Raw genomic sequence first — 21,092 nt, forward strand, 5'->3', positions numbered from 1 at the left:
GGTCTCAAGCGCCGAACCGTACGCGACAGCTGACGGACCGTGCGCAAACGGCACGCTGAGCTCGATTGGAGGATCGTACGCTGACGGAGACGAATTCGAAATCGCCTGAAGACCGGCTTCAATTCGAGCCCGGCTGAATATTGTCTGGAACTCCCACACAAAACGTGCGCGCTTCATTCATAGCCCTCGCTGCAGAGTAGAGAGCGTCAGCGCAAAATCAATTCACGCAACGGCGTTCGCTGGGACGAATGACTTGTCCGCCCATGAGCGACGATCTGGCCAACTGCCGCCGAGTTACGGGAAAAGATTTAGAACTGTATCCCCTGCCCATTCGGGGGCGGTCCTGGTCCGCCCACGTTTGCAATTATCGATTTGCAGTATTCCTCCGCTCCAGGAGCGATTTCCGTGATCAGGAGCGATCACGATCATTCGACTCCGGATTAAATTTAAAGCTAAATTAAACCATTGTACTCGTCCATTTGTTTATTTGCGCGTTCGCATTTAATGATTAATGCATCAAAATCAACAGCAAGGGGCCTCTTGCGCCACCCGTGCCGGACCATACCGGTATCTTACGGAGCTCAGCGATATTATTCCGGGGCTCGAATCCTGCTCGGATTAAAATCGTCGGCTTCCGACCTATGGACGCTATTATTTGATTCGCGATCCCCACTGGGGCATGCCAAAGACTATGCGACCGCATCGTCGTGCCTCGATCCGCGATCGATGACCACCCATCAGTCTGCATTTGCCTATGTAAATCATTCGGGTGGCGCATCGCGGGCGCCGATTGGTTCGCTGCCCGTCGGACGACGCACGAACGCAACAGTCGCGCAACACCTTGCACCAACCACGACTGTTAATTTGCGTGCTCGACGCGATTCAGGCTTCCTGCGGCGAAAGCCACCAGATGAGGAAACGACCAGAATGATCGTCCGTGTTCTCGGCGGTGCTGTCGTATTGCTGGTGTCCCTGAGCTCCGAAGCGTTTGCAGTGCGCGATCACAGCTCGGCCTTTCTCTTTTCGTCGACTTCTTAGTTCAAGTCATTTTCTGAGGCACCTGATGTCCAGTACGCGTGAGATTTATGCTTGTGCTGTTCTGAGTAAACGACACCAAGCGCTTGTGGCGGAGCTTAGAGCAGTGGAGACGCTTCTAAGTAAGACTCCGGCATGTAGAAGCGAGAACACTCGGCAAAAGGCGGCGTGCCAAAGCGAGCAGCAGAGCAAGAGCCGTGAACTAATTTAACTCGGCGGCGAGATCGGCCGTCTATTCAGGACAAAGCGGTCGCACGGATTTCCGTTCGACGTTGCACCTTGAAAAACGGCAACAAGCCGATCGCCTTCCCAAAGCTCGACGTCGTGCTCGCCATACATTTGCTCGGCTCGACGTCTCGCCGCCTGCTCGTCAATGCAGTCAAGCTTCGCGGCGCAGATCACTCGCCGGCTGCTGTCGACCACGAACACTTTGTACCGCATGATGGCCGTCCCAACCAAAAGGGGGACCGTCATCGTAATCGAATGTCCGTCTCAGGCAGTGCCAAACTGGTCTAGGTCCAGACGCCGCGCGGAACCTTTGTACGTGTGGCAATTCGGCTCTACCAGCGTTAGAGCTCATCGATCGCGTGGCGGCGCGTCAGGTACCCTGCCTAGTGTATCGCGCTACCTCAGGGGCCCTAATCTTACCGCTTGCCGAAGCGTGCGGCTCGAGCTTAAGACGGAGAGGCTCCCCAGCGTCATCAGCAGCACGCCTAACCAAGTTGCCGTCCAGCTCCGCGCCTCGTCGCGCGCCTCCCCAATCCGCAAGCCGATCACCATAGCCGGTGGATCGGGCGAAGGCACCGCATCGTTGGCCACCGGCGCGACCGCGAGAAGCTGCTCAACATCGACTTGGCTAGGCATGGAGTGTTCGGGCGTGAGAAGGCGGCTGTGAAGCTCCGGGATGGGCGCCGCCGACGTCGGGGCGGGGACCGTACCGAGTTCGGAAGCGCCATCAGCTACCTTGATTTCGGGTAGAGGCGGCTGAGACCCCTCGGCCGGTGCGGAGCGCAGCAACTCCGCGCGCGCATCAACGACCGCGCTCCGGCTGCGCCGTACCGTTTCGTCGTCCAAACTGGCAACTTGATCTTTGGCCGCGCGGCGACGAATTGGCTTCTTCACCGTCGCGAGCCCCTCGGCCAGAGACCAGCATTTGCGGTGACCGTCCATTCGATAGACCCAATGCTGGCCGTCGGGGGGCGAGTTGCCGGGGCGCCCCAAGCATTCCGGTTGCGCCGGAGAGGTTGGAGCGGGTTCGCGGGGGGTGATATTGAACAACTCGGCAAAAGGGTTCGAGAACGCAGGTGTCCCTGAAAGAACTCCAACAAGGACCAAACTGGCGAAGTAAAATCGCAAATGACCGGACATAGAAAACTCCCGGTGTTGCGCCCCCATCCGGCACGAGCCTTGGCGGCGACATGGGCCCCCATGCGGCTTAAATCTGGCTGCGTGATGAATTAATTGTGCGCTGGCCATCCGAATTAATAAGCCCGCCAGCACTCCTGGGTTGCCAACACGCGGCAGCGCGCTCAATTAAATCGAGCCACCTGCGTTTCGCCGCGCATCGATCCCGCTCGCGCTCCGCGACGCAGGCGTCCGTTCGATCGCCGTCGCTGCGGCAATGTTTGCGCTCATCTCCGCGCCGGCAAGGCAATGCGAAAGCGCAACTGGTCGGGCGGTAAGCTTGTGGATGTCACGATACCGGTCTGCGGGCCCCTCAGCGAGGATTGCCCCTCCGCACCAAATTAAATGCTCCGCCATGATATTACCGCCGTCGTGCCTTTCTCGCCGCTACCTCCCGCATTTAAATGTGGATTGCACGACCAATGTTTAACTGACGTCTTGCCTGCTCCGTCATTCCCGACTTGTCTGCCAGGGCCTTCTCCCAAGAATTCGGATCAAGCCATGAACACCGAGCACTTCAATTCGCTCTCCCTTGACGAGCTCTGGACACTTCACCAACAGGTCGCCACCAGCCTCACTCAGAAACTCCTAGTACAAAAAGCACGCTTGGAGGAACGGCTCCACAAGATTGGACTGGCCAACGAGGCCACACGGTTCGATCGTAAGCGCCGCCCATACCCGCCCGTTCGTCCCAAATATCGCAACCCGAAGAACCCGGCGGAGACATGGTCGGGTCGCGGCAGGCTGCCTCGGTGGCTGCGGCCGCAGCTTCGAGGCGGCGGGAAGTTGGACGACTTCCTAATCGACCAGGCTTCGGTTCAAAAGCGGCAGACAAATTGAGCGCTGCGGTCGCGATCGCGTTGGGAACAAGGCCAACGCACATCCTTTCCTTGTCTGTCATCCGCTTGGCTTATCGATCGACTGAAAGAACACGGGCCAGCGCGGCAGCATCGAACGGGCCGATCCGGCGATCTTCACTCATCCACGGCTTGCGTGGCGGTGGAACGTCTTGCTCAAACGCCGCGTGCGAGCCTATCAGGATTTGCCTTCTGAGATCGTCGCCACGTGAGGTGACCATTCTCAATGGGTTTGCATCGTCCCACCGCTGCCTACAACGTAGTTGAGACGATTTAAGCAGGCATCAATAATCAATTTCTACGCGACAGATCTAGGCCCAGAATTCGGTCAACCAGGGCGGAGCGTGCGATCTACTTGAACTGCGCCAAGAGCCCGGCCCATGATCGTGTCCCCGGGCGTGGTGTAGCTGGCGGTGGGACACCGCGTTCACCGGCGGGAGCCGGGCAGGTCAGCTGGCGATTGCCGGGAAGCTGACGGCGGGATCATCGCTCAATGGGGCGATGGTTTCCAGCGTCATGTAGCGGGCGCGCTGGACGGCCCACTCATCGTTCTGCTCAAGCAGGATCGCGCCGACGAGGCGGACGATGGCATCCTCATTGGGGAAGATGCCGACCACCTCGGTGCGCCGCTTGATCTCGCCGTTGAGGCGCTCGATCGGGTTGGTCGAGTGCAGCTTGGTCCGATGCTGGGGCGGGAAGGTCATGTAGGCGAGTACATCAGTCTCTGCTTCGTCGAGGAAGGCGGCAAGCTTGGGGAGCTTGGGGCGGAGCTGGTCGGCGACCTTGCGCCACTGCGCTCGTGCGGCCTCGGCATCATCCTGGGCGAACGCGGTGGCGATGAAGGCGGAGACGACGCGCCGGCCGCTCTTGCCGGCAAGCGCGAGCGCGTTGCGCATGAAGTGCACACGGCAGCGCTGCCAACTGGCATTGAGCACCTTGGCGACAGTGGCCTTGATGCCCTCGTGGGCGTCGGACACGACCGGCTTGACACCACGCAGGCGACGGCGGGCAAGCTTGCGCAGGAATGCCGTCCAGAACGTCTCGGCTTCGGAGGGACCAATATCCATTCCGAGAACTTCGCGCCGGCCGTCACTGTTGACGCCGACCGCGACAATCACCGCGACCGACACGATGCGGCCCTGCTGGCGTACCTTCACGTAGGTGGCGTCGATCCACAGATACGGCCAGTCGCCCTCGATCGGACGGGCGAGGAACGCCTTCACCTTGTCGTCGATCTCACCGCACAGCCGGCTCACCTGGCTGTTGGAGATGCCGCTCATGCCCATGGCCTGCACGAGATCGTCAACCGAACGGGTCGAGACGCCCTGCACATAGGCTTCCTGCACCACGGCGGTGAGCGCCTTCTCGGCCATGCGGCGGGGCTCCAGGAAGCCGGGGAAGTAGGAGCCTTTGCGCAGCTTGGGGATGCGCAGTTCGACCGTCCCGGCGCGGGTCTCCCAGGTCCGGTCGCGGTAGCCGTTGCGCTGGGCCAGGCGTTCGGGGCTCTTCTCGCCATAGGCGGCCCCGGTCTGGCCTTCGACTTCCAGCTCCATCAGGCGCTGGGCGGCAAAGCCGATCATCTCGCGCAGCAGATCCGCATCAGGGGTCTTCTCCACGAGCGTCCGCAGGTTCATCATCTCGTCGGTCATCGGTGGTTCCTCGAATCAGGTTGGTGTCAGCAACCCGAATCGCCGGTGACCACCGCAAAGCCGCCCGTCCGCTACGGCGCTATTGGAGGGCGCTCGTACGGACGGCTTTGCTCTACCGAGCTACACCATCACAGGGGACACGACCCCGGCCCATTATTTTTCACCAGGTTATGGGAACGATCGCATCGACGATCTCTTCCCCCGACGTTGCCTAAATCGACGACCTTTTAGGCCCAGCGACGCAATGATCGCGCGCTCGGTCTCGACATTCTGCCGCGAAGTGTCGACATCCCCGCTAGATAGCTCGCCAGCCTCCAATCGCAGGATGCGGTCCTGCGCCATATCGATTATCTTTCGGGGCTGCGCCGCGCGCCCTGGAAAATTCCCATCTGACAGCTGGATCGGGGCGCATACAGGTGAATTCCCCTCCATTCGGCCTGCCTTCCGTCCTGTTCCTCGGTCGCCCTTGACGAGTTTCTAAATCAGCGGAGGTGGCGCCGTGAGTGTGAACCTCGTCAAAGAGAGATATCTGGCCGGCGAGCCGTTGAATTCCTCGGACGTCATGGGCGAGCGTCTGTGTGCCTCGCGCATCCATGCGGTGGCGAGACAGTCCGCTTGCACGTCCAAGACGTCCACGCCTTCCTACCGGCCCCCGCCCGGTACGGACTGTCGGCCTGCATCGCGACGATTCGAGCTCCTGAGGCACACCTGGTCGAAGATCTCGGCACCGTCACCTTCAAGACGGCGGATTCTCAACGCGGCCGGGGCATCGTTTGCTTCATCATGGGATCAGCGAGGATCAATACGCACCGTGGATGCCGAATGTCCAGGCGTTGGGGGCGTCCTCGTACTGGTCGCTGACCATCCCGCTCTCCGACGGCTCGATCAGGCCGGCGTCCAGATAGACCCGGTAGCGCAGCCGCCAGTCTTGCGTCGATCGTCGAGGCCGTGAAAGCGATAGCCGGTGCTTCGCCAAAGGCACGCGCGAACTTTGCCAAGGGCTGCTCCCGGGGAAACCTACAACCCCTCGAATCGGGCCGACGAGGTCACGAAGTCCCGGAGCTTTCACCATCACGTGTGCTGGCGCGCAGTCGGCATCGCCGCGACCTTCCTGATCGGGCTCGGCACCGCGCGGCGTTCAAAGTTTCCGCAAAGCATGGCATTGACCTGAGCCGAACGTTGCTGGCCTAACTCTATCGCGCAGCGTGCTCCAGCGCGTGGCGGCCGATCTCGGTAGAGACATCTGCCTTCGCGGAGAACGGGCTCTCGTTTTCGCTCTCCGTATCCGCTTTCTCAGGCCGCCGGCATTGGCCGGCGTATTCAGCGGAAATGGTCTCGTCTCGCTCTAGAGGCAGGCTGAATTGAAAGACCGCGCCTCGAGTTTCATGCGCGCTCGCCCAAATCCGTCCCCCGTGCGCTTCGACGATCGAACGGCAAATTGATAATCCCATGCCCATGCCACTGGGCTTGGTCGTGTAGAATGGGTCGAAGACTTGCTCAAGGCTCGCCGGATCCAGCCCCGGCCCCGAATCTCGCAAGCTGACGAGCACGCCATTCAGGGCATCTCTGCCAGTGCTGATCAGCAACTCACGCGGCTCCTCGCGGACGGCGCTCATCGCTTCGACGGCGTTGATGATCAAGTTGAGGACCACTTGTTGCAGTTGGACCCGATCTACTCGAATGAGCGGCAAGCCGTCCGCGAGGTGCGTCCGCACCGAGACGCCGTTCTTCACCACTTCACCATGGGTCAGAGCTATGACCTCAAGCACTGCCGCGTTGATCTCTATTTCCTCTCGCCGCGGAGGCGCCTTCTTGATAAGCCCCTGGATCCGACCAATGATCTCGCCGGCTCGCAGGCCATCATTTATTATCCAACCAAGCGTCTGTCGGACCCGATTCAGTTCTGGCGGCTGAGCATCAAGCCAGTTCAACCCGGCCTCTGCGTTGGCGACAACCGCCCCGATCGGCTGCTTCATTTCATGTGAAATCGAAGCCGTCAGTTGGCCCATTGTCGTGACGCGATTGACGTGCGCGAGCTCCATCAGCGCTTCGCGGTAGCGCCGCTCGTTTTCGCGGGCTTCCGCTTCCGCCCGCTTGCGCTCGGTCAGATCGAGCACGAACGCGACGCCTTGGTCTCGCTGTTCATCGAACGCCGCCGAGCCGATCAGCACGGGCACGCGGCTGCCGTCCTTGCGAAGGTACTCCTTCTCAAAGGGTTGCACCGCGCCAGTTCTCTTTAATTCTTCCTGGGCGCGTGCGGTGCGATCGCGCCATTCCAGCGGCGTGAGGTCCGTCCAACGCACAAGACCCGAGATGAGATCCTCGCGATCGTATCCCACCAGACGGAGAAACGTATCATTGGCCTCAAGGAGCCGACCATCGAGCTCCCAGATGTAGATCCCGATGATGTTGGCGTCGACCAGACGCCGGATTTTCGTCTCCCGTTCTTCGAGCTGTCTGTGCTGCGCCGCTAACCTTTGCAAATCAATCTGCACCGCGTCGCGCAACTGATGCAGCAGTCTGAGGTAGGGCTTGCTGTACTCGTTCCTTTTGTTGTCGAGAACGCAAATCGTTCCGAATACCTCGCCATCGGGCCAACTGATCGGTACGCCAAGGTAGGAAATCATCCCCAGCTTGATGTCAGGGTTTGATTTCCAAACTTCGTCGCGAAGGGCGTCTGGAACGAGCAGAGGTTGGCACGTCTTCATCACGGTTTCGCAATAAAGCCCCGTGTTAAGGGGTGCGAGCTCGTCCGGTTCGTAGGGGTTCCCTTTGGACTCGCTGGATACGAAAACTTTGATGTTGGGCGGCTCTACTCGCATGATCAAAGCAGAAGGAACGTGCATGATCTCGGCAAGCACGTCCACGACCTCTTGCCATTTATGGATGATTTCAGAAGGTACTTGGATAGAGTTGTAGAGCAACGATTGACCTCACCGAGTGGTCCGCCGCGGACAACGCGGCCAGGATAGCCTTTCGCTTGCCATCGGCGCGCCCAAGCATTTCGGGCAGAAGTCTTGCTCGACATGCCCGCTGGACCTGGAAGCCACTATCGCCATCAGCGCCGAACCGAAAAGACGGACAAATTGCTGGACTCCGCCGTCAGGCAAAGCCGCTGAGAGGGACGCCGATCTTCGTCCGGCCAAGGCGCGCCGAAACCAGCTTATCATAGCTTCGAACAGGATGTCCCGCGAGAAAGGGCGTGCAGGCTGGTTCAGCTTGCGGGCTTTGATCCTGAGCAGGTTCCAATGCTCAACGTCGAGACCCGTCTTGAGAAGCTCGGCGGAACGGGACGCCCCGTTATTCCGAGGTCATCGCGCGCGACGTTGAACCCAACCCCCACAGCCTGATTCTCCGAGCCGTCACCGAAAATGCGGTGACGACCCTGACCCATGCAGGCGCGTCTGCACTTGGGCCCTTCTGAGACGCACGGGTCAAAGCGATCAGTTGCTCGGTCGCATTCCTCTCGGCGCGAAACAACTGTCGCCATCGGAGCAGCAACGAGCGCGAAATGCCATATCGTCGCGCGGTCGCCGTAATCTGGCGTGGGGCTTGCAAGCTCTCCAGAACGATCTTGATGTTCTCGTCCTCGGACCAGCGTCGATGCCGACCCCTCTCAACCACATCGAGCCGACCGACTTGGGTGCTGAACTTATCACCGTCCAAAAGGACAGTTCTCAATACCGCGCCTCATTCGGCAAGGTGGTCTCCGGCGGACGGATACGGCGAGGTCGAGGCGTTGTCCGTCCGTTGTCGTCATGCCCGCCGTAGGACTTCGGGGACGATCGGCAATTTGCGGAGCCGCTTGCCACTCGCCGCGAAGATTGCGTTGGCGACGGCGGGAGCGATGCCGAACGTGCCGGGCTCACCGATGCCGCCAGGCTCTTCGTTACTCTGGATGATGTGAACCTCGACGGCCGGTGCCTCGTCGATGCGCAGCATCTGGTAACTGTCGAAATTGCTCTGCTCCACCCGTCGAAACGCTTCGCAATCAGATAAGATTCCCGGATCGCCACACGTGGTCGCCCGATTGCCTAGCGAAGATGTGATGCCCGCCTAAGCCGCCACCAAGGACCGGCCGGGCTGACGTACCCTAGGGCAACAAACGGATCGTGGTTCGGCACGCATTCGCGGCATCGGCTCGATCGTTCTTGTGCTCCGGACAAGTCACCCAACTCCGGCTCACGGTGGGCGCGTTGCAGGCGAGTACAGCGGTGTAGTGCGTGCCCATCACCCATTTGATCGAGCAGCCATTCGCTCTTGATGAAGTCAGGGAGTTTCTGCTGCAGGCCGCTCGCCGTTGTCTATTGGGTCTTCACTGGTGCACCCGGAAGCACGGCTACCACACCTTCCGGATTGATGTTGAAGACCAGGAATGTCAACGGCTCATCGCCTGGGTTTCCCCATTGGTGCACGAGGTCGTGCGGTTCATAGATCAAGGACCCCGGTCCCCTTGCTTCTGTTTTGCCGTCGACCGTGTTGGCCCCGGTGCCTGAGAGTATGAAGTATAGAGCTGCGCCTGACCGATGGTGGGGCGGGTTGGAAGGCATCTGCGCCGGAAATGTGACCCGCGTGAGATTGAGATCATAATTACCTGGGTTCAGGTTGGGGATCGGGCTCGCCGTGCGGTACAATTCTCTTACGACGGCAGGTGCCGTCTCGGCAGGCCGACCCAATTCTCCAGCGGGGACGAGAAAGAAGTGGAGAAATATTGACGGCGTCCCACTGCCTGCCGTCAGCGCGGCGGCCTTTCCGTCGGCGATGAACAGCCCTTCTCCGGCATTGAGCATTTTGACCTCGCCACCGAGCACGATCTCGGTCGATCCTGACATCTGATAGAGGATGCCGCTGGCCGCCGCGACGCTACTCCCCTCGTCCGGCTGCAGGGTGACGCTCACCGCCTTGAAATGGACCGGCAGGTTGGTGACGATCGGCAGTTTGGTTGCTGCGATCACTGTTCGTGTTATTGCCGGAGGAGCGGCGGGGGTTTGTGCGGTCCCGGAGGCGGGAAGCGCCATCGCGCCCAGCAACAATAGTCCGGTTGTCCTGAACTGCATGATTGCCTCCCAGGTTCAGCGGATCATCGGAGCATGATACGCTCTCCCAGCGCCACTTGGAATGGCAGGGCACTTGGCGGGAGACAGCGAGCAACGCCGAGCGAAATTCGTGCGGTCGGGGTGAAGTGGAGGAAACTGCAGCGGGCAGTCTTAGAAGATGGACTTTGCCTCTATCTCGAGCTCTCTGATTCGTTTGATCCAGGTCCATGGACCCTGGATCATTTCCGTGGTCGTTGCGCTAGAAAGCGCTGGCGTGCCCCTCCCCGGCGAGACTATCCTTGTTGCGGCCGCTCTCCTGGCCGCCGCTACCAATCAGATCGACATCGTTGTCGTGGTCGCCGCGGCCGCTGCAGGCGCAATCATCGGAGACGGAATCGGATACACGGTCGGGCGCCGCTTCGGAATGCCGCTTTTTCGCAAATACGGGCGATACATTCGTCTGGATGAAAACCGGTTGCTGATCGGTCGATACCTGTTCTTTCGCTATGGCAGCGCAGTCGTGTTTTTTGGTCGCTTTGTCGCGGTGCTGCGCATGTTTGCGGCTTTGCTTGCCGGCGCAAATGGCATGCCGGCGGGTCGCTTTTTCCTCTTCAACGTCACCGGGGGCATCTGCTGGGCGTGTGTCTTCGGCTTCGGTGCCCACGCTGTCGGAACCGAAATCTACAAGATTTCTGAGACGCTGAGCCTCGTGTCACTGGGATTGTTTATTGGCGCGGGATCTGCGCTTTCGATCATCGTGCGGCGATATGAAATTGTGATTCTTCGTCAGGCTCAGCGCGCACTGCCGGATGGCTAGTGCACAAATCGAAACGGACATCCTTTGTTGGTGGCTGAGTGGACATGATCAATTTGTCGGTGCGCGCCCCAGCGCTGGTTGGATCGGCAGGCGATTTAGGCAAGTCGCACGCTTGTGTCGAAACAGCCGAACGCGATCGAGCTGTACCTCCGTTCCGTACCACTTGATGATCCGGTGCGGTTCCTTTGGCGCAGCCCTAAACTACGGCATCCTCTCGCCTTGGCGCGTGACGATGCCTATGTTGTGGAGGACCTGCAGCGCCCCCAAAGCGACAATGGGAGGTATGCTTATGGACGCGCCTAGCAAGGAATTTGCGCTGGCGGGCAGCCTTGAGGAGCTGAAGATCAAGGGGCGGCTCGTTGTGCACGGTGGCCATCGTCCGATCCTCGTCATCTACGACCGCGGGCGTGTCTTCGCCCTCGACAATCGGTGCCCGCACATGGGCTTTCCCCTCGAGCGCGGCAGCATCGAGGACGGCATCCTGACCTGTCACTGGCACCACGCTCGCTTCGATCTCGAAAGCGGCTGCACCTTCGACCTATGGGCGGACGACGTGCCGATCTGCCCGGTGGAGGTGCGCAATGGTGACGTCTGGGTGAAGACCACGTTCACTCAGGCCGATCCCGCCGGGCACTGGCGTCAGCGGCTTGCGGACGGCCTCGCCCACGACCTCGGCCTCGTCATCGCCAAGGCCGTGCATGGTCAGCTCGCCGCCGGCGTATCGCAGGCCGAAATCGTCCGGCAGGTGGCGCTGTTCGGGGCGCAAAACCGCGACGGCTGGGGCGTCGGTCTTACGATCCTTACGGCACTCGCCAATCTCCTGCCTGTGCTGCCGGAGGAGGACGCCTATCTCGCGCTATTTCACGGCGCGCGCCGCGTGGCGGCGGACTGCGACGGCGAGGCACCGCGGCGGGAACGCGCGCCGCTGGACAGCCGGCCGGATCCGGCCGCGCTCAAGCGCTGGCTGCGGCGTTGGACAAACGTGCGCCATCGTGAGGCCGCCGAGCGCACGTTGCTCACGGCGATTGCGGCCGGCTTCTCCCCGGCTGAACTCGCCGAGGCCCTGCTCGCCGCTGCGACCGACCGGGCGTTCGCCGACACCGGGCACTCGCTTGACTTCATCAACAAGGCATTCGAATGCCTCGACCTGATCGGTTGGCAACACGCGGCGGCTCTGCTGCCGGCAGTCGTCGGTCAGATGGTGGCGGCCCGTGGCGCCGAGGAATCCACGGCCTGGCGCCAGCCCGTTGACCTTGTTCTGTTGTGTGAGGAATCCACCAGCGAACTTGCGGACCTGTTCGCTGCCGGACGCGGTGCGCGTGCCTGGTCGGGCCACGCCGCACTGGCCCAAGAGCTCCTCGGTGACGATCCGGCCAGGATCGTTGACGCGCTCAAGGGGGCGATCCGCGCCGGTGCCGGTCCTGCTGACCTTGGCCAATCCCTCGCGTATGCGGCAGCGCTCAGGGTGGCGCGCTTTGGCAATGCCAACGAGCACGCCGATTGGGAGACGGCGCATCACGTCTTCACCTACGCCAACGCGGTCCACCAGATGCTGACGCGCATCGGGACCACCAACATCGACGCGCACGGCGCGGCCGTCCGGAGCGTATTGCACGGGGCGATGGCGCTCTACCTTGCTCGCTATCTCAATGTGCCGCCGGCCCGCATCCCGAGCGACGGCGGCGAGCAGCTCGATGAACTGCCCGCGGAGCCAGAGACGATCCGCGCCACCTTGCTCGACGCCTTCGACCGGCAGCGACAGGTCGATCTTGCCGCACGCCTGGTGGCACGGCATCTCACGCTCGGTCATTCGCCGCGGGCGCTGATCGCCACGCTCGCGCATGCGGTGCTGCGCGAAGATGCCGGCTTTCATGCGTATCAGATTGCTGGAGGCGGGAGTCCGGCAATTCGGCGCGTGGGGCGACACAGACGCGGGGCGGCACATCCTCATCGCGGTTGCCCGCTATCTCGCGGCGCATTCGCCGACCGAACGCGCGTCCCTGCAGACAGCCGAAATCGCCCGCCGCTTGATGCGAGGTGGCGAGCTGCATGAAGAGGCTGGATCGTTCTGAATACGCGCTGAGGGCGATCTGAAGCGACAAAGGCCTGCGTCCGACACGCGCTTCCAATTACCATTTTTGCGCTGGCCCTGCTTTGCAAGTAAGTATGACGCCCGGATCAGGTCTCGGACAGAATCGCGACAGCACGGCTCAGTTGGGGGTCTTCCGACCCGGCGGAGGCTCCGCCTGCCTGGACCTCGATCGTCGGCGTCACGCCCACGCCTTCCAGGCGCTCGCCATCGACCCGGACATCTTCGACTGCGAGCAGCAGCAAGCCGCTTCCGATGAGAAACGCGGTGGCGGCAAGGACCGCGCCCTCTGTCCGGGTGCCGAATGAGCTCGCCCGACCGGTACTTTTTGAAGCCATAGGCAAGGACCTCCTTGCCGCTGCGCGTACCGCCGTGGATGATGAGCATCGCAACGGGCTTGCGCCACTTCACATTCACGAATTCGCTAGTACCGCTTCGGTCGGTGACCTGCATTGTTGGCCCCCGGGCGTTGAACAGGTCGAGATATTCGGGTTGCGCGCCGCCCCAGCCATCGCGCAAATCCCAGATCAACGCATCCGCGTCTTTTAGCGCGCCTTGAGACAGCAGGCGTTCAAGGGCGCGTTGATAGACGTAGCCGGCATAGCACCAAACATGGACATAGCCGATGCGCCGTCCGTTGGACTCGATGACGCGAGCACTGGACTCCAACCCATGCAAGAACATTTTCGTGGGCTCGAGGTCGACCGGCCTGACCGGGATTTGCACCACCGAAGCACCCCGATGCACCTCCAAGATAACCGGTTTGCCCACCTTCCCACGGAATGACGCGACCGGCTCAAATGCCATGCCGTCAGCCGCAGTTATTTCGTCACCCGCGCGGAGGCCCGCCTGCTGAGCCGGAGTTCCATCGATCACGCCAATGATCGTGTTACAACCAGTCGCCTCGGAACGTGAAATGATACCGATGCCAGGGTACGAAATGCGGCCGTCCGGAAACGCACGCTGCAGTCCCCGGCGTCGCAGTGCGCCGGAAAAAATATCTGCAAGTTGATAATATTCCGGGTCATCCGGAGTATAGAAACGCGTGTGCGAAGCGTGCAACTCAGACAGCATCGTATTGATGACGCGCGCCAGGGAGCTTTGGGAGGTTGCCCGCCGAACGTCGGGGAGATACCTCTCCCGAACCGCGGGCCAGTCCAGTCCGCTGTGATGCGGATCGTAAAAGCGATCACGCACGGTCTGCCAAACGTTTTCGAATGTCGAGACGCCGTCAGCGGGAACATAGGAATTGTCCGCCCCTTCCTTTAGAGCCTCCGCGGCCTTCGGGGGCTTCGCAACCACGGCAGATGCCGTAACCATGGCTGCCATCGCAACACTTGGCGACGCGACGGCTCGTCTGATCTCGCGGTGAAGCGCCTGTCGGGCGCATTCGCCGGCCATGCGATGCCGGCTCAGGCGGTCATTGAGGTCAGGACATACCCACGATAGCAATCCCTGCCACTGTGAGGCTACTTGCCGGACTTTTCGCCTATCGAGCCCCGCACGCGTACAGCCTTATTAGCCCTAGCTCATGAATGAGAGGCTGCCCTTGCAGAGACGCGAGGCGCGGGGCCGCCTCCGCCATCGCAGCAGGGTTTGCCGCGTTCCGGAAATTGGAACTCATGTGGCCGCGCCTACGGTGTTACCCATGCGCATTTTGCAATTGTGCCTTCGTAGCGCACTTCCCATCTAAGCCCCGATGATGTTGCAAGAAAATCCGCTTCGTGGCTGCGAGCGATTTGAGCGCAATTGTTGAAGCCGTCTGCAAATGAACTGGATCTCGGTGCAAGTAGAGAAGGCAGATTCGAACAGATGTTGAGGCCACCGGTCTGCGCCGCTCGGAGTGGAGAAGGCGGCCGATGCCTCACCCTGCAGTGACGCGTCCCGGCGGAAGTGGTAACCGGCTTCTAGCAGCACTGCTGCCACCGGACTTCGCTCTGCTGGCGCCCGAGCTAGAAGCGGTCGCGCTCGATCAGGACGCGGTGCTCGCGCGAGCGGGTGACGAGGTCGAGCATGTCTTCTTCCCTCATAGCGGCGCCATCTCGCTGATGATCGACATGGCGAACGGGCAGACGGTTGCCACCGCGGCAATCGGGTGTGAGGGAGCAGTCGGCATCCTCTCCGCGCTAGGGCCCTCACCTTCGGCCATTACCGCCATCGTGCACGCGGCAGGGACCGCCTCGCAGATCCCCGCCTCCCGATTTCGCGCCGCTTTCAACCGCAGCCCCGCGCTCCGGCACGCGCTCCAGGCCCACCTCAGCGCGATGCTGACGCAGTTCCAGCTCGGCGCGGCCTGCAATGCGCTGCATCCGGTCCAAGTTCGCATGGCACGCTGGCTGCTCTATTTAAGCGACCACATCGACCACGACATCCTCCCGCTCACCCAAGAAGCGCTGTCGCAAATACTCGGCGTGCGACGAACGACGGTGACGCTCCTGATGCGCAATCTGCGCGCGTCCGGCGCGACCAGATCTGATCGACGGGGCCAGATCGAGATCGACCGATCGCGCCTCGCGGCGGTGGCGTGCGAATGCCGCGAGACCATGCGTCTCGAAGTTGACGGATCTACCCCGACGAATACGGCCCGATCTCGCTTTCTGGATGTTGAAGATGATGAGCGCGTCTCACTGGGGGCATTGGTTGCTCGTTCCGGGAAGGACTACTCAGTGACCGCGCACCCGACCAGCGTTGGGAATAGGCTCTTGGCGGCGTTGCCGCCGGCGGATCTCGACCTGCTCACGCCCCACTTCCAGAAAATCTCGTTCGAACCCGACGCCGTGTTGGTGCGGGCGGGCGATGAGCTCGATCAGGTTTATTTTCCCCATAGCGGCGCCATCGCCTTCATGGTCGACATGCCCGACGGGCAAACGGTCGCGACCACGTTGATGGGGCGGGAAGGCGCATTGGCCTCGCTCTCGATGCTCGGCCCATCGCGGTCGTCCGTGACCGCGATGGCTCGCGTGGCCGGCACCGCATCGCGGATTTCCGCCGCGAAATTCCGGCTCGCCTATGCGCGAAGCGCAGCCATCCGGCACGTGGTGCAGGTCCACGCCCGCACGCTGTTGTTGCAGCTCCAGCACGTGGCCGCCTGCAACGCGCTGCATCGGGTGGAAGGCCGCATGGCGCGGTGGCTGCTGCAGATTCACGACCGCGTTCCCGACGACGTGCTTCCGCTGACGCAGGAGGCACTTGCACAATTGCTCGGGGTGCGGCGGACGACGGTGACGCTGACGATGAGCAAGCTTCGCGCAGCGGGGGCCATCAGGTCCGACCGGCGCGGCTTCGTCGAGGTCGACCGGGCGCGGCTCGACGGCATGGCGTGCGAATGCTACGCGCTGATGCAGCGCAGGATCGATCACATGTCCTGCCAGGACTTGTCCGCGCCGCGACTTGCCCTTGCGCGGTTCCAGGAAAGCTCCTTCGTCACCTCCAGTGAAGCCGGCGAAGACCGTGCTGAAATCAAGGCCGCTTCGCCGGTGAGGTAGTAGCGGGTCCCTCCGTCCAGGCTCTCTTCGGCCGATCAAAGTGTCGCCCCGGCCTTCCTAGCACCCCACCCCAGCCTACGGGTTGGCTCCAGGCTACGAAACCCTGGCCCCCGGATCGCGACGGTTTGTGAGGCAGTTCCCGCCGTGAAACAGATGTCGGGAACCGCCGCATTCAATAGTCGTTTCAGATCAGTCCTGGAACTGCATCTCGGAAAATCGGGGGGACGAGGCGCGCCGCGGGCGCCACAACTGATGGTCAACGGCAATGAAAAGCGCCGTTCCTTCCAAAAGCCAGAGCTCCCGAATGCTTCGACGCATGGCCATCATGCTGCTCGCTGTCGGGCTGGTTCTGGGGTCGGTGTTCGGGTTTGAAGCTTTTCGGGCCAGGATGATTCAGAAGTCGATCGCCGGACTGCGCAACCCACCGCAGACGGTTTCCACGATCACGGTCGGCACGCAGCGGTGGCAGGACCGCCTGGAGGCCGTAGGCAGCACCCGGGCGGAAAAGGGGGCCGACCTCAGTCCGCAGGTCGCCGGTACCGTCAAAGCCATCCACTTCCAGTCCGGCGAAGCAGTCGAGCAGGGAACATTGCTCGTCGAGCTGGAAGACGCCGATGACGTCGCGCATTTGCACGCTCTGGAGGCGACGACGGCGCTGGCGCAGCTCAACTACGATCGCGACGTCAGGTTGCTCAAGAGCCAGTCCGTGAGCCAGCAGACTGCTGATACGGACCTGGCAGCGCTCAAGAACAACCAGGCGCAGGTTGCGCAACAACAGGCGCTTGTCGGCTACAAGTCGATCCGAGCACCTTTTTCCGGCCGATTAGGCATCCGTCAGGTCGACCTCGGCCAGTATATCGCGCCGGGGACGCCGATCGTGACGTTGCAGAAGCTCGATCCGATCTTCGTGGATTTCTACCTGCCGCAGCAGGACCTGGCAAAGATCAGAGTCGGCCAACCCGTCATTGCGAAGGTCGACACCTATCCTGATGAGACATTCACCGGCACGATCATGGCGATCAACTCCCTCGTCAATGCGGCGACCCGGAATGTCCAGGTCCGGGCGACATTCAAGAATCCCGACGAGAAGCTGCTGCCGGGAATGTTTGCGACCGTCGATATCGATGTGGGGACGCAGAAGGATTACGTGACGCTGCCGAAGACGGCGATCTACTACAACGCGTATGGAGATATTGCCTATCTGATCGAAGATGCCGGCAGGGACGAGAGCGGGCAGGAGCAGAAGATTGCGCACCAGGTCTTCGTGAAAACCGGCCAGACCCGCGGTGACCAGGTCGCGGTGCTGGATGGAATCAAGCCCGGCGATGTCGTGGTCACGGCCGGGCAGAACAAGCTGCACAACGGATCGCCGGTCCAGATCAATAATGAAGTCACCACGCCTTTCAGCGCGAACCCGCAGGTCTCCGAACAATGAGAGGCCTGCCATGAACTTCACCGACCTCTTCATTCGCCGACCCGTTCTTGCCACTGTGGTCAATCTGATGATCCTCGCGCTCGGCCTACGCGCCATGACCTCGCTGCCTGTGCTGCAATATCCGCGCACGCAGAATGCGGTCGTCACCGTTACTACCACCTATTACGGCGCTGCCCCCGATGTGATCGCCGGCTTCATTACAACGCCGCTCGAGAACGCGATCGCCCAGGCGAACGGCATCGATTACATGAGCTCGAATAGCGCAAGCGGCGCCAGCACGATCACCATCAACCTCCGCCTCAACTACGATGCCGACAAGGCACTGACGGAAATCAACACCAAGGTCAGCTCGGTGCTCAACCAGCTTCCCTTGGGGTCGCAGCAACCGGTGCTGAAGGTGCAGATTGGTCAGACGATCGACGCCATGTATCTCGGCTTCGACAGCGACGTGCTGGGACGGAATCAAGTCACCGATTATCTCATCCGTGCCGTTCAGCCGAAGCTGCAGGCCGTACCGGGCGTTCAGACTGCGGAAATTCTCGGCGGACAGAACTTTGCCCTGCGGGCGTGGCTCAACCCGAAAAAGCTGGCTGCTTATGGCCTCAGCGCCGCAGATGTAGCGGCTGCGTTGACGCAGAACAATTTTATCTCCGGGCTCGGCACCACCAAGGGACAGATGGTGGAGGTCAATCTCACAGCATCGACCGGCCTACATTCGGAGAGCGAATTCGCCAACTTGATTGTCAAGCAAGCGGGTGGCGCGATCGTGCGGTTGAAGGATGTCGCAAACGTCTCGCTCGGCGCCGACGACTACGACACACAGGTCGCATTCGACGGCAAGCCGGCGGTCTATATCGGCATCCAGGTAGCGCCGACTGCCAACCTGCTCGACGTGATCGCGGGCGTACACCGGATCTTCCCGGACATACAACAACAGCTGCCCAACGGACTGCGCGGCCAGATCGTTTACGATTCCACCAAATTCGTGCGCGCGGCGATCTATGACGTCGTGCAGACGCTCGCCGAGGCTCTGCTGATCGTCAATCTCGTCGTGTTCCTGTTCCTGGGGTCGGGGCGTTCCGTCCTGATCCCGATGGTCGCGATCCCGCTGTCGCTGGTGGGCGCCTTCACCATGATGCTGGCGGTCGGTTTCTCGATCAATCTCTTGACGCTGCTGGCGCTGGTGCTTGCGATCGGGCTCGTGGTCGATGATGCCATCATCGTCGTCGAAAACATCAATCGTCACCTTGAGGCCGGCAAGGCGCCGGTCGTTGCGGCGATCGAGGCGGCGCGAGAACTCGGCCGCCCGATCATCGCCATGACGGTTGTCCTTGTCGCGGTCTATGTCCCGATCGCGTTCCAGGGCGGTCTGACCGGCGCGCTGTTCACGGAATTCGCATTCACCCTGGTCGGCACGGTGACGATATCGGCCGTTGCCGCGCTGACGCTGTCGCCGATGATGAGCTCCCGTCTGCTCAAGCCGCACGGCGCAACGCGCGGTTGGCAGGCACGATTCACCGCCCTCATTGATCGCCGTTTTGAGGCGCTACGTCGTCTCTATCTGAGCTGGCTGCACGGCAGCCTCGACTATGTACCTGTAACAGGCGTCTTCGCACTGCTCGTGCTGTCTAGCATCTATTTCCTTTATGCAGGCGCCAAGAGCGAACTTGCTCCCCAGGAAGACCAGGGGGTGGTGATTGCGACGTCCACGTTGGCGCCAGACGCGACCTTACAGCAAAAGGTCCTGTATGCGCGGCAGGTCTTCCAGATCATGAAGAAATATCCGGAGACCGATCACGTCTTCCAGATCAACTCGCCTGCGCGCGTGGTCTCGGGCATGGTGCTGACGCCGTGGGACGAGCGCACAAGGACGAGCAACCAGCTGCAGCCGATCGTCCAGAAGCATCTCGACCAGGTTGCCGGGGCGCGGATCGCCGCCTTTCAGCTGGCTCCGCTACCGGGCAGCCAGGGGCTGCCGATACAGTTCGTGATTAAGACAACCGATTCGTTCGACAAGCTCGACGATGCCGCCCAGCAGTTCCTGAAAGCTGCGATCGACAGCGGGATGTTCATCTTCCTCGACACGGATCTGAAGATCGACAATCCCGAAGCAGTCGTCGAGATCGATCGCGACAAGGCTGCGCAACTTGGGCTCAAGATGAGCGATGTCGGCAACGCGATGGGGGCGATGCTGGGCGGTGGGTATGTGAACTATTTCAGCCTCGACCAGCGTTCCTACAAGGTAATCCCGCAAGTCCAGCGACGGTTTCGTCTGAATGCCGATCAGCTGCTCAATTATTACGTGGCCAACGTTTCGGGCATTCCCGTGCCGCTGTCGACGATCGCGCACATCGCGACCAAAACGGTCCCGGAGACGCTCAATCATTTCCAGCAGCTTAACAGCGCCACCATTCAGGGCGTTGCGGCGCCCGGCGTAGCGCAGTCCGACGCCCTGGACTTCCTCAGCAATCTTGCTGCCAAGACGTTACCCCGAGGCTACACCGTCGACTACAGCGGCTTGTCCCGGCAATATATCCAGGAATCCTCCGGCTTTGTCGCCACGTTCGGATTTGCGCTGGTGATCATTTTCCTGTCGCTTGCAGCGCTGTTCGAAAGCTTCCGCGATCCATGCATCATATTGGTATCGGTGCCGATGTCGATCGCCGGCGCGTTGATCTTCGTGAGCCTCGGCATCGGCGGCGCATCGCTGAACATATACACCGATGTCGGCTTGGTGACGTTGATGGGCCTGATCAGCAAGCACGGCATTCTGATTGTCGAATTCGCAAACGAGCTGCAGCGCGGCGGCGTCCTCAAGCGCGAAGCCATCGAGCAGGCGGCTGGAATCAGATTGCGGCCAATCCTCATGACCACGGCAGCAATGGTCTTTGGCGTGGTTCCGCTGATCCTCGCAAGCGGCGCCGGAGCGGCTTCGCGTTTCAACATGGGACTTGTCATCGCAAGCGGACTTTCGATCGGTACGCTGTTCACCCTTTTCGTGGTACCGGCCATTTATCTCCTGATCGCGACCGATCATTCCCGCCAAGTGGCGCAGGACGCATCACAGCTTGCGCCGTCAGGTGACGAGGCGAGGACAGTTTGACCTGGCAATCCGTCTCACCAGCGCGGCCCGCAGAGTCTGCAGTCGGCTTCACCCCGTACGCTCGAACGGTACAGGCAACACATTTGTCTGTCAGACCAAAACCGTGCCACTTCCACTAGGAACTAGAGGTAGCCTCGGCCTAATGTTATTGTCGCTACATATTCTGATCGATATGCTTCTCG

The 21,092-nt window shown here is 61.2% G+C and carries 16 protein-coding genes and 2 pseudogenes; 9 read left to right on the forward strand and 9 right to left on the reverse strand.

Going from position 1 to position 21,092, the window contains the following annotated elements:
• Positions 1-726: 726 nt before the first annotated feature.
• Entirely contained in the window at positions 727-1,038 is a 312-nt protein-coding gene (locus ACR9YP_RS16545; RefSeq protein WP_143035689.1) for a hypothetical protein, read from the forward strand.
• A gap of 276 nt (positions 1,039-1,314) precedes the next feature.
• The gene (locus ACR9YP_RS16550; protein ID WP_474220434.1) at positions 1,315-1,551 is read left to right on the forward strand and encodes a hypothetical protein; all 237 of its coding nucleotides are present in this window, start codon (positions 1,315-1,317) and stop codon (positions 1,549-1,551) included.
• Between the two features lie 108 nt (positions 1,552-1,659).
• Here the strand turns inward: ACR9YP_RS16550 and ACR9YP_RS16555 are convergent, their stop codons facing one another.
• Positions 1,660-2,403: a hypothetical protein gene (locus tag ACR9YP_RS16555; protein WP_474220435.1), complete on the reverse strand. Its 744-nt coding sequence runs from the start codon at positions 2,401-2,403 to the stop codon at positions 1,660-1,662.
• A gap of 537 nt (positions 2,404-2,940) precedes the next feature.
• On the opposite strand from ACR9YP_RS16555, the gene ACR9YP_RS16560 reads away from it, so the two are divergent.
• On the forward strand, positions 2,941-3,279 hold the full coding sequence (locus tag ACR9YP_RS16560) for an H-NS histone family protein (RefSeq protein WP_438106488.1): 339 nt from the start codon (positions 2,941-2,943) through the stop codon (positions 3,277-3,279).
• A gap of 466 nt (positions 3,280-3,745) precedes the next feature.
• Here the strand turns inward: ACR9YP_RS16560 and ACR9YP_RS16565 are convergent, their stop codons facing one another.
• The 6 genes from ACR9YP_RS16565 to ACR9YP_RS16590 form a co-directional block, all read right to left on the reverse strand.
• Positions 3,746-4,945, reverse strand: a complete 1,200-nt coding sequence (locus tag ACR9YP_RS16565) for an IS256 family transposase (RefSeq protein WP_474220436.1) — start codon at positions 4,943-4,945, stop codon at positions 3,746-3,748.
• Between the two features lie 799 nt (positions 4,946-5,744).
• The gene (locus ACR9YP_RS16570; RefSeq protein ID WP_438106492.1) at positions 5,745-5,927 is read right to left on the reverse strand and encodes an N-acyl amino acid synthase FeeM domain-containing protein; all 183 of its coding nucleotides are present in this window, start codon (positions 5,925-5,927) and stop codon (positions 5,745-5,747) included.
• A 211-nt stretch (positions 5,928-6,138) separates the two neighbouring features.
• Positions 6,139-7,869, reverse strand: coding sequence for a GAF domain-containing sensor histidine kinase (locus tag ACR9YP_RS16575; protein ID WP_438106494.1), 1,731 nt, complete (start codon positions 7,867-7,869; stop codon positions 6,139-6,141).
• Positions 7,870-8,245: 376 nt separating this feature from the next.
• Positions 8,246-8,569 (reverse strand): transposase, encoded by a 324-nt coding sequence (locus ACR9YP_RS16580; protein ID WP_474221067.1) that lies wholly within the window; start codon positions 8,567-8,569, stop codon positions 8,246-8,248.
• 132 nt (positions 8,570-8,701) lie between these two features.
• Complete coding sequence (locus ACR9YP_RS16585) at positions 8,702-8,887, reverse strand: hypothetical protein (RefSeq protein ID WP_474220437.1); 186 nt, start codon at positions 8,885-8,887, stop codon at positions 8,702-8,704.
• A gap of 362 nt (positions 8,888-9,249) precedes the next feature.
• Positions 9,250-10,002, reverse strand: coding sequence for a cupin domain-containing protein (locus ACR9YP_RS16590; RefSeq protein ID WP_474220438.1), 753 nt, complete (start codon positions 10,000-10,002; stop codon positions 9,250-9,252).
• A 157-nt stretch (positions 10,003-10,159) separates the two neighbouring features.
• On the opposite strand from ACR9YP_RS16590, the gene ACR9YP_RS16595 reads away from it, so the two are divergent.
• Complete coding sequence (locus ACR9YP_RS16595; protein WP_474220439.1) at positions 10,160-10,798, forward strand: DedA family protein; 639 nt, start codon at positions 10,160-10,162, stop codon at positions 10,796-10,798.
• Between the two features lie 289 nt (positions 10,799-11,087).
• Entirely contained in the window at positions 11,088-12,851 is a 1,764-nt protein-coding gene (locus ACR9YP_RS16600) for a Rieske (2Fe-2S) protein (protein WP_474220440.1), read from the forward strand.
• Between the two features lie 125 nt (positions 12,852-12,976).
• On the opposite strand, the gene ACR9YP_RS16605 is transcribed toward ACR9YP_RS16600, so the two are convergent.
• Both ACR9YP_RS16605 and ACR9YP_RS16610 read right to left on the reverse strand, forming a co-directional pair.
• Positions 12,977-13,132 carry a hypothetical protein gene (locus tag ACR9YP_RS16605; RefSeq protein ID WP_474221225.1) on the reverse strand — a complete coding sequence of 52 codons (156 nt, stop codon included), beginning with the start codon at positions 13,130-13,132 and terminating at the stop codon, positions 12,977-12,979.
• 52 nt (positions 13,133-13,184) lie between these two features.
• Positions 13,185-14,288 (reverse strand): annotated as a pseudogene (locus tag ACR9YP_RS16610) (S41 family peptidase); the annotation flags it as partial.
• A 458-nt stretch (positions 14,289-14,746) separates the two neighbouring features.
• Between ACR9YP_RS16610 and ACR9YP_RS16615 the strand changes: the two are divergent.
• The 4 genes and pseudogenes from ACR9YP_RS16615 to ACR9YP_RS16630 all read left to right on the forward strand — a co-directional run.
• A pseudogene (locus ACR9YP_RS16615) lies at positions 14,747-15,346 on the forward strand (Crp/Fnr family transcriptional regulator); the annotation flags it as partial.
• 207 nt (positions 15,347-15,553) lie between these two features.
• Entirely contained in the window at positions 15,554-16,372 is an 819-nt protein-coding gene (locus tag ACR9YP_RS16620; protein ID WP_474221068.1) for a Crp/Fnr family transcriptional regulator, read from the forward strand.
• Positions 16,373-16,688: 316 nt separating this feature from the next.
• The gene (locus ACR9YP_RS16625) at positions 16,689-17,807 is read left to right on the forward strand and encodes an efflux RND transporter periplasmic adaptor subunit (RefSeq protein WP_244551409.1); all 1,119 of its coding nucleotides are present in this window, start codon (positions 16,689-16,691) and stop codon (positions 17,805-17,807) included.
• Between the two features lie 10 nt (positions 17,808-17,817).
• Positions 17,818-20,910: an efflux RND transporter permease subunit gene (locus ACR9YP_RS16630; RefSeq protein ID WP_474220442.1), complete on the forward strand. Its 3,093-nt coding sequence runs from the start codon at positions 17,818-17,820 to the stop codon at positions 20,908-20,910.
• Positions 20,911-21,092 lie beyond the last annotated feature (182 nt).

The organism is Bradyrhizobium sp. BR14999 (assembly GCF_056106085.1).

What these genes read in the sequence shown, in the direction of transcription:
- ACR9YP_RS16560 (WP_438106488.1), top strand. Translation starts at nt 2,941, where the DNA reads ATGAACACCGAGCACTTCAATTCGCTCTCCCTTGACGAGCTCTGGACA.
- ACR9YP_RS16545 (WP_143035689.1), top strand. Translation starts at nt 727, where the DNA reads ATGACCACCCATCAGTCTGCATTTGCCTATGTAAATCATTCGGGTGGC.
- ACR9YP_RS16595 (WP_474220439.1), top strand. Translation starts at nt 10,160, where the DNA reads ATGGACTTTGCCTCTATCTCGAGCTCTCTGATTCGTTTGATCCAGGTC.
- ACR9YP_RS16630 (WP_474220442.1), top strand. Translation starts at nt 17,818, where the DNA reads ATGAACTTCACCGACCTCTTCATTCGCCGACCCGTTCTTGCCACTGTG.
- ACR9YP_RS16585 (WP_474220437.1), bottom strand. Translation starts at nt 8,887, where the DNA reads ATGCTGCGCATCGACGAGGCACCGGCCGTCGAGGTTCACATCATCCAG.
- ACR9YP_RS16565 (WP_474220436.1), bottom strand. Translation starts at nt 4,945, where the DNA reads ATGACCGACGAGATGATGAACCTGCGGACGCTCGTGGAGAAGACCCCT.
- ACR9YP_RS16590 (WP_474220438.1), bottom strand. Translation starts at nt 10,002, where the DNA reads ATGCAGTTCAGGACAACCGGACTATTGTTGCTGGGCGCGATGGCGCTT.
- ACR9YP_RS16555 (WP_474220435.1), bottom strand. Translation starts at nt 2,403, where the DNA reads ATGTCCGGTCATTTGCGATTTTACTTCGCCAGTTTGGTCCTTGTTGGA.
- ACR9YP_RS16600 (WP_474220440.1), top strand. Translation starts at nt 11,088, where the DNA reads ATGGACGCGCCTAGCAAGGAATTTGCGCTGGCGGGCAGCCTTGAGGAG.
- ACR9YP_RS16625 (WP_244551409.1), top strand. Translation starts at nt 16,689, where the DNA reads ATGGCCATCATGCTGCTCGCTGTCGGGCTGGTTCTGGGGTCGGTGTTC.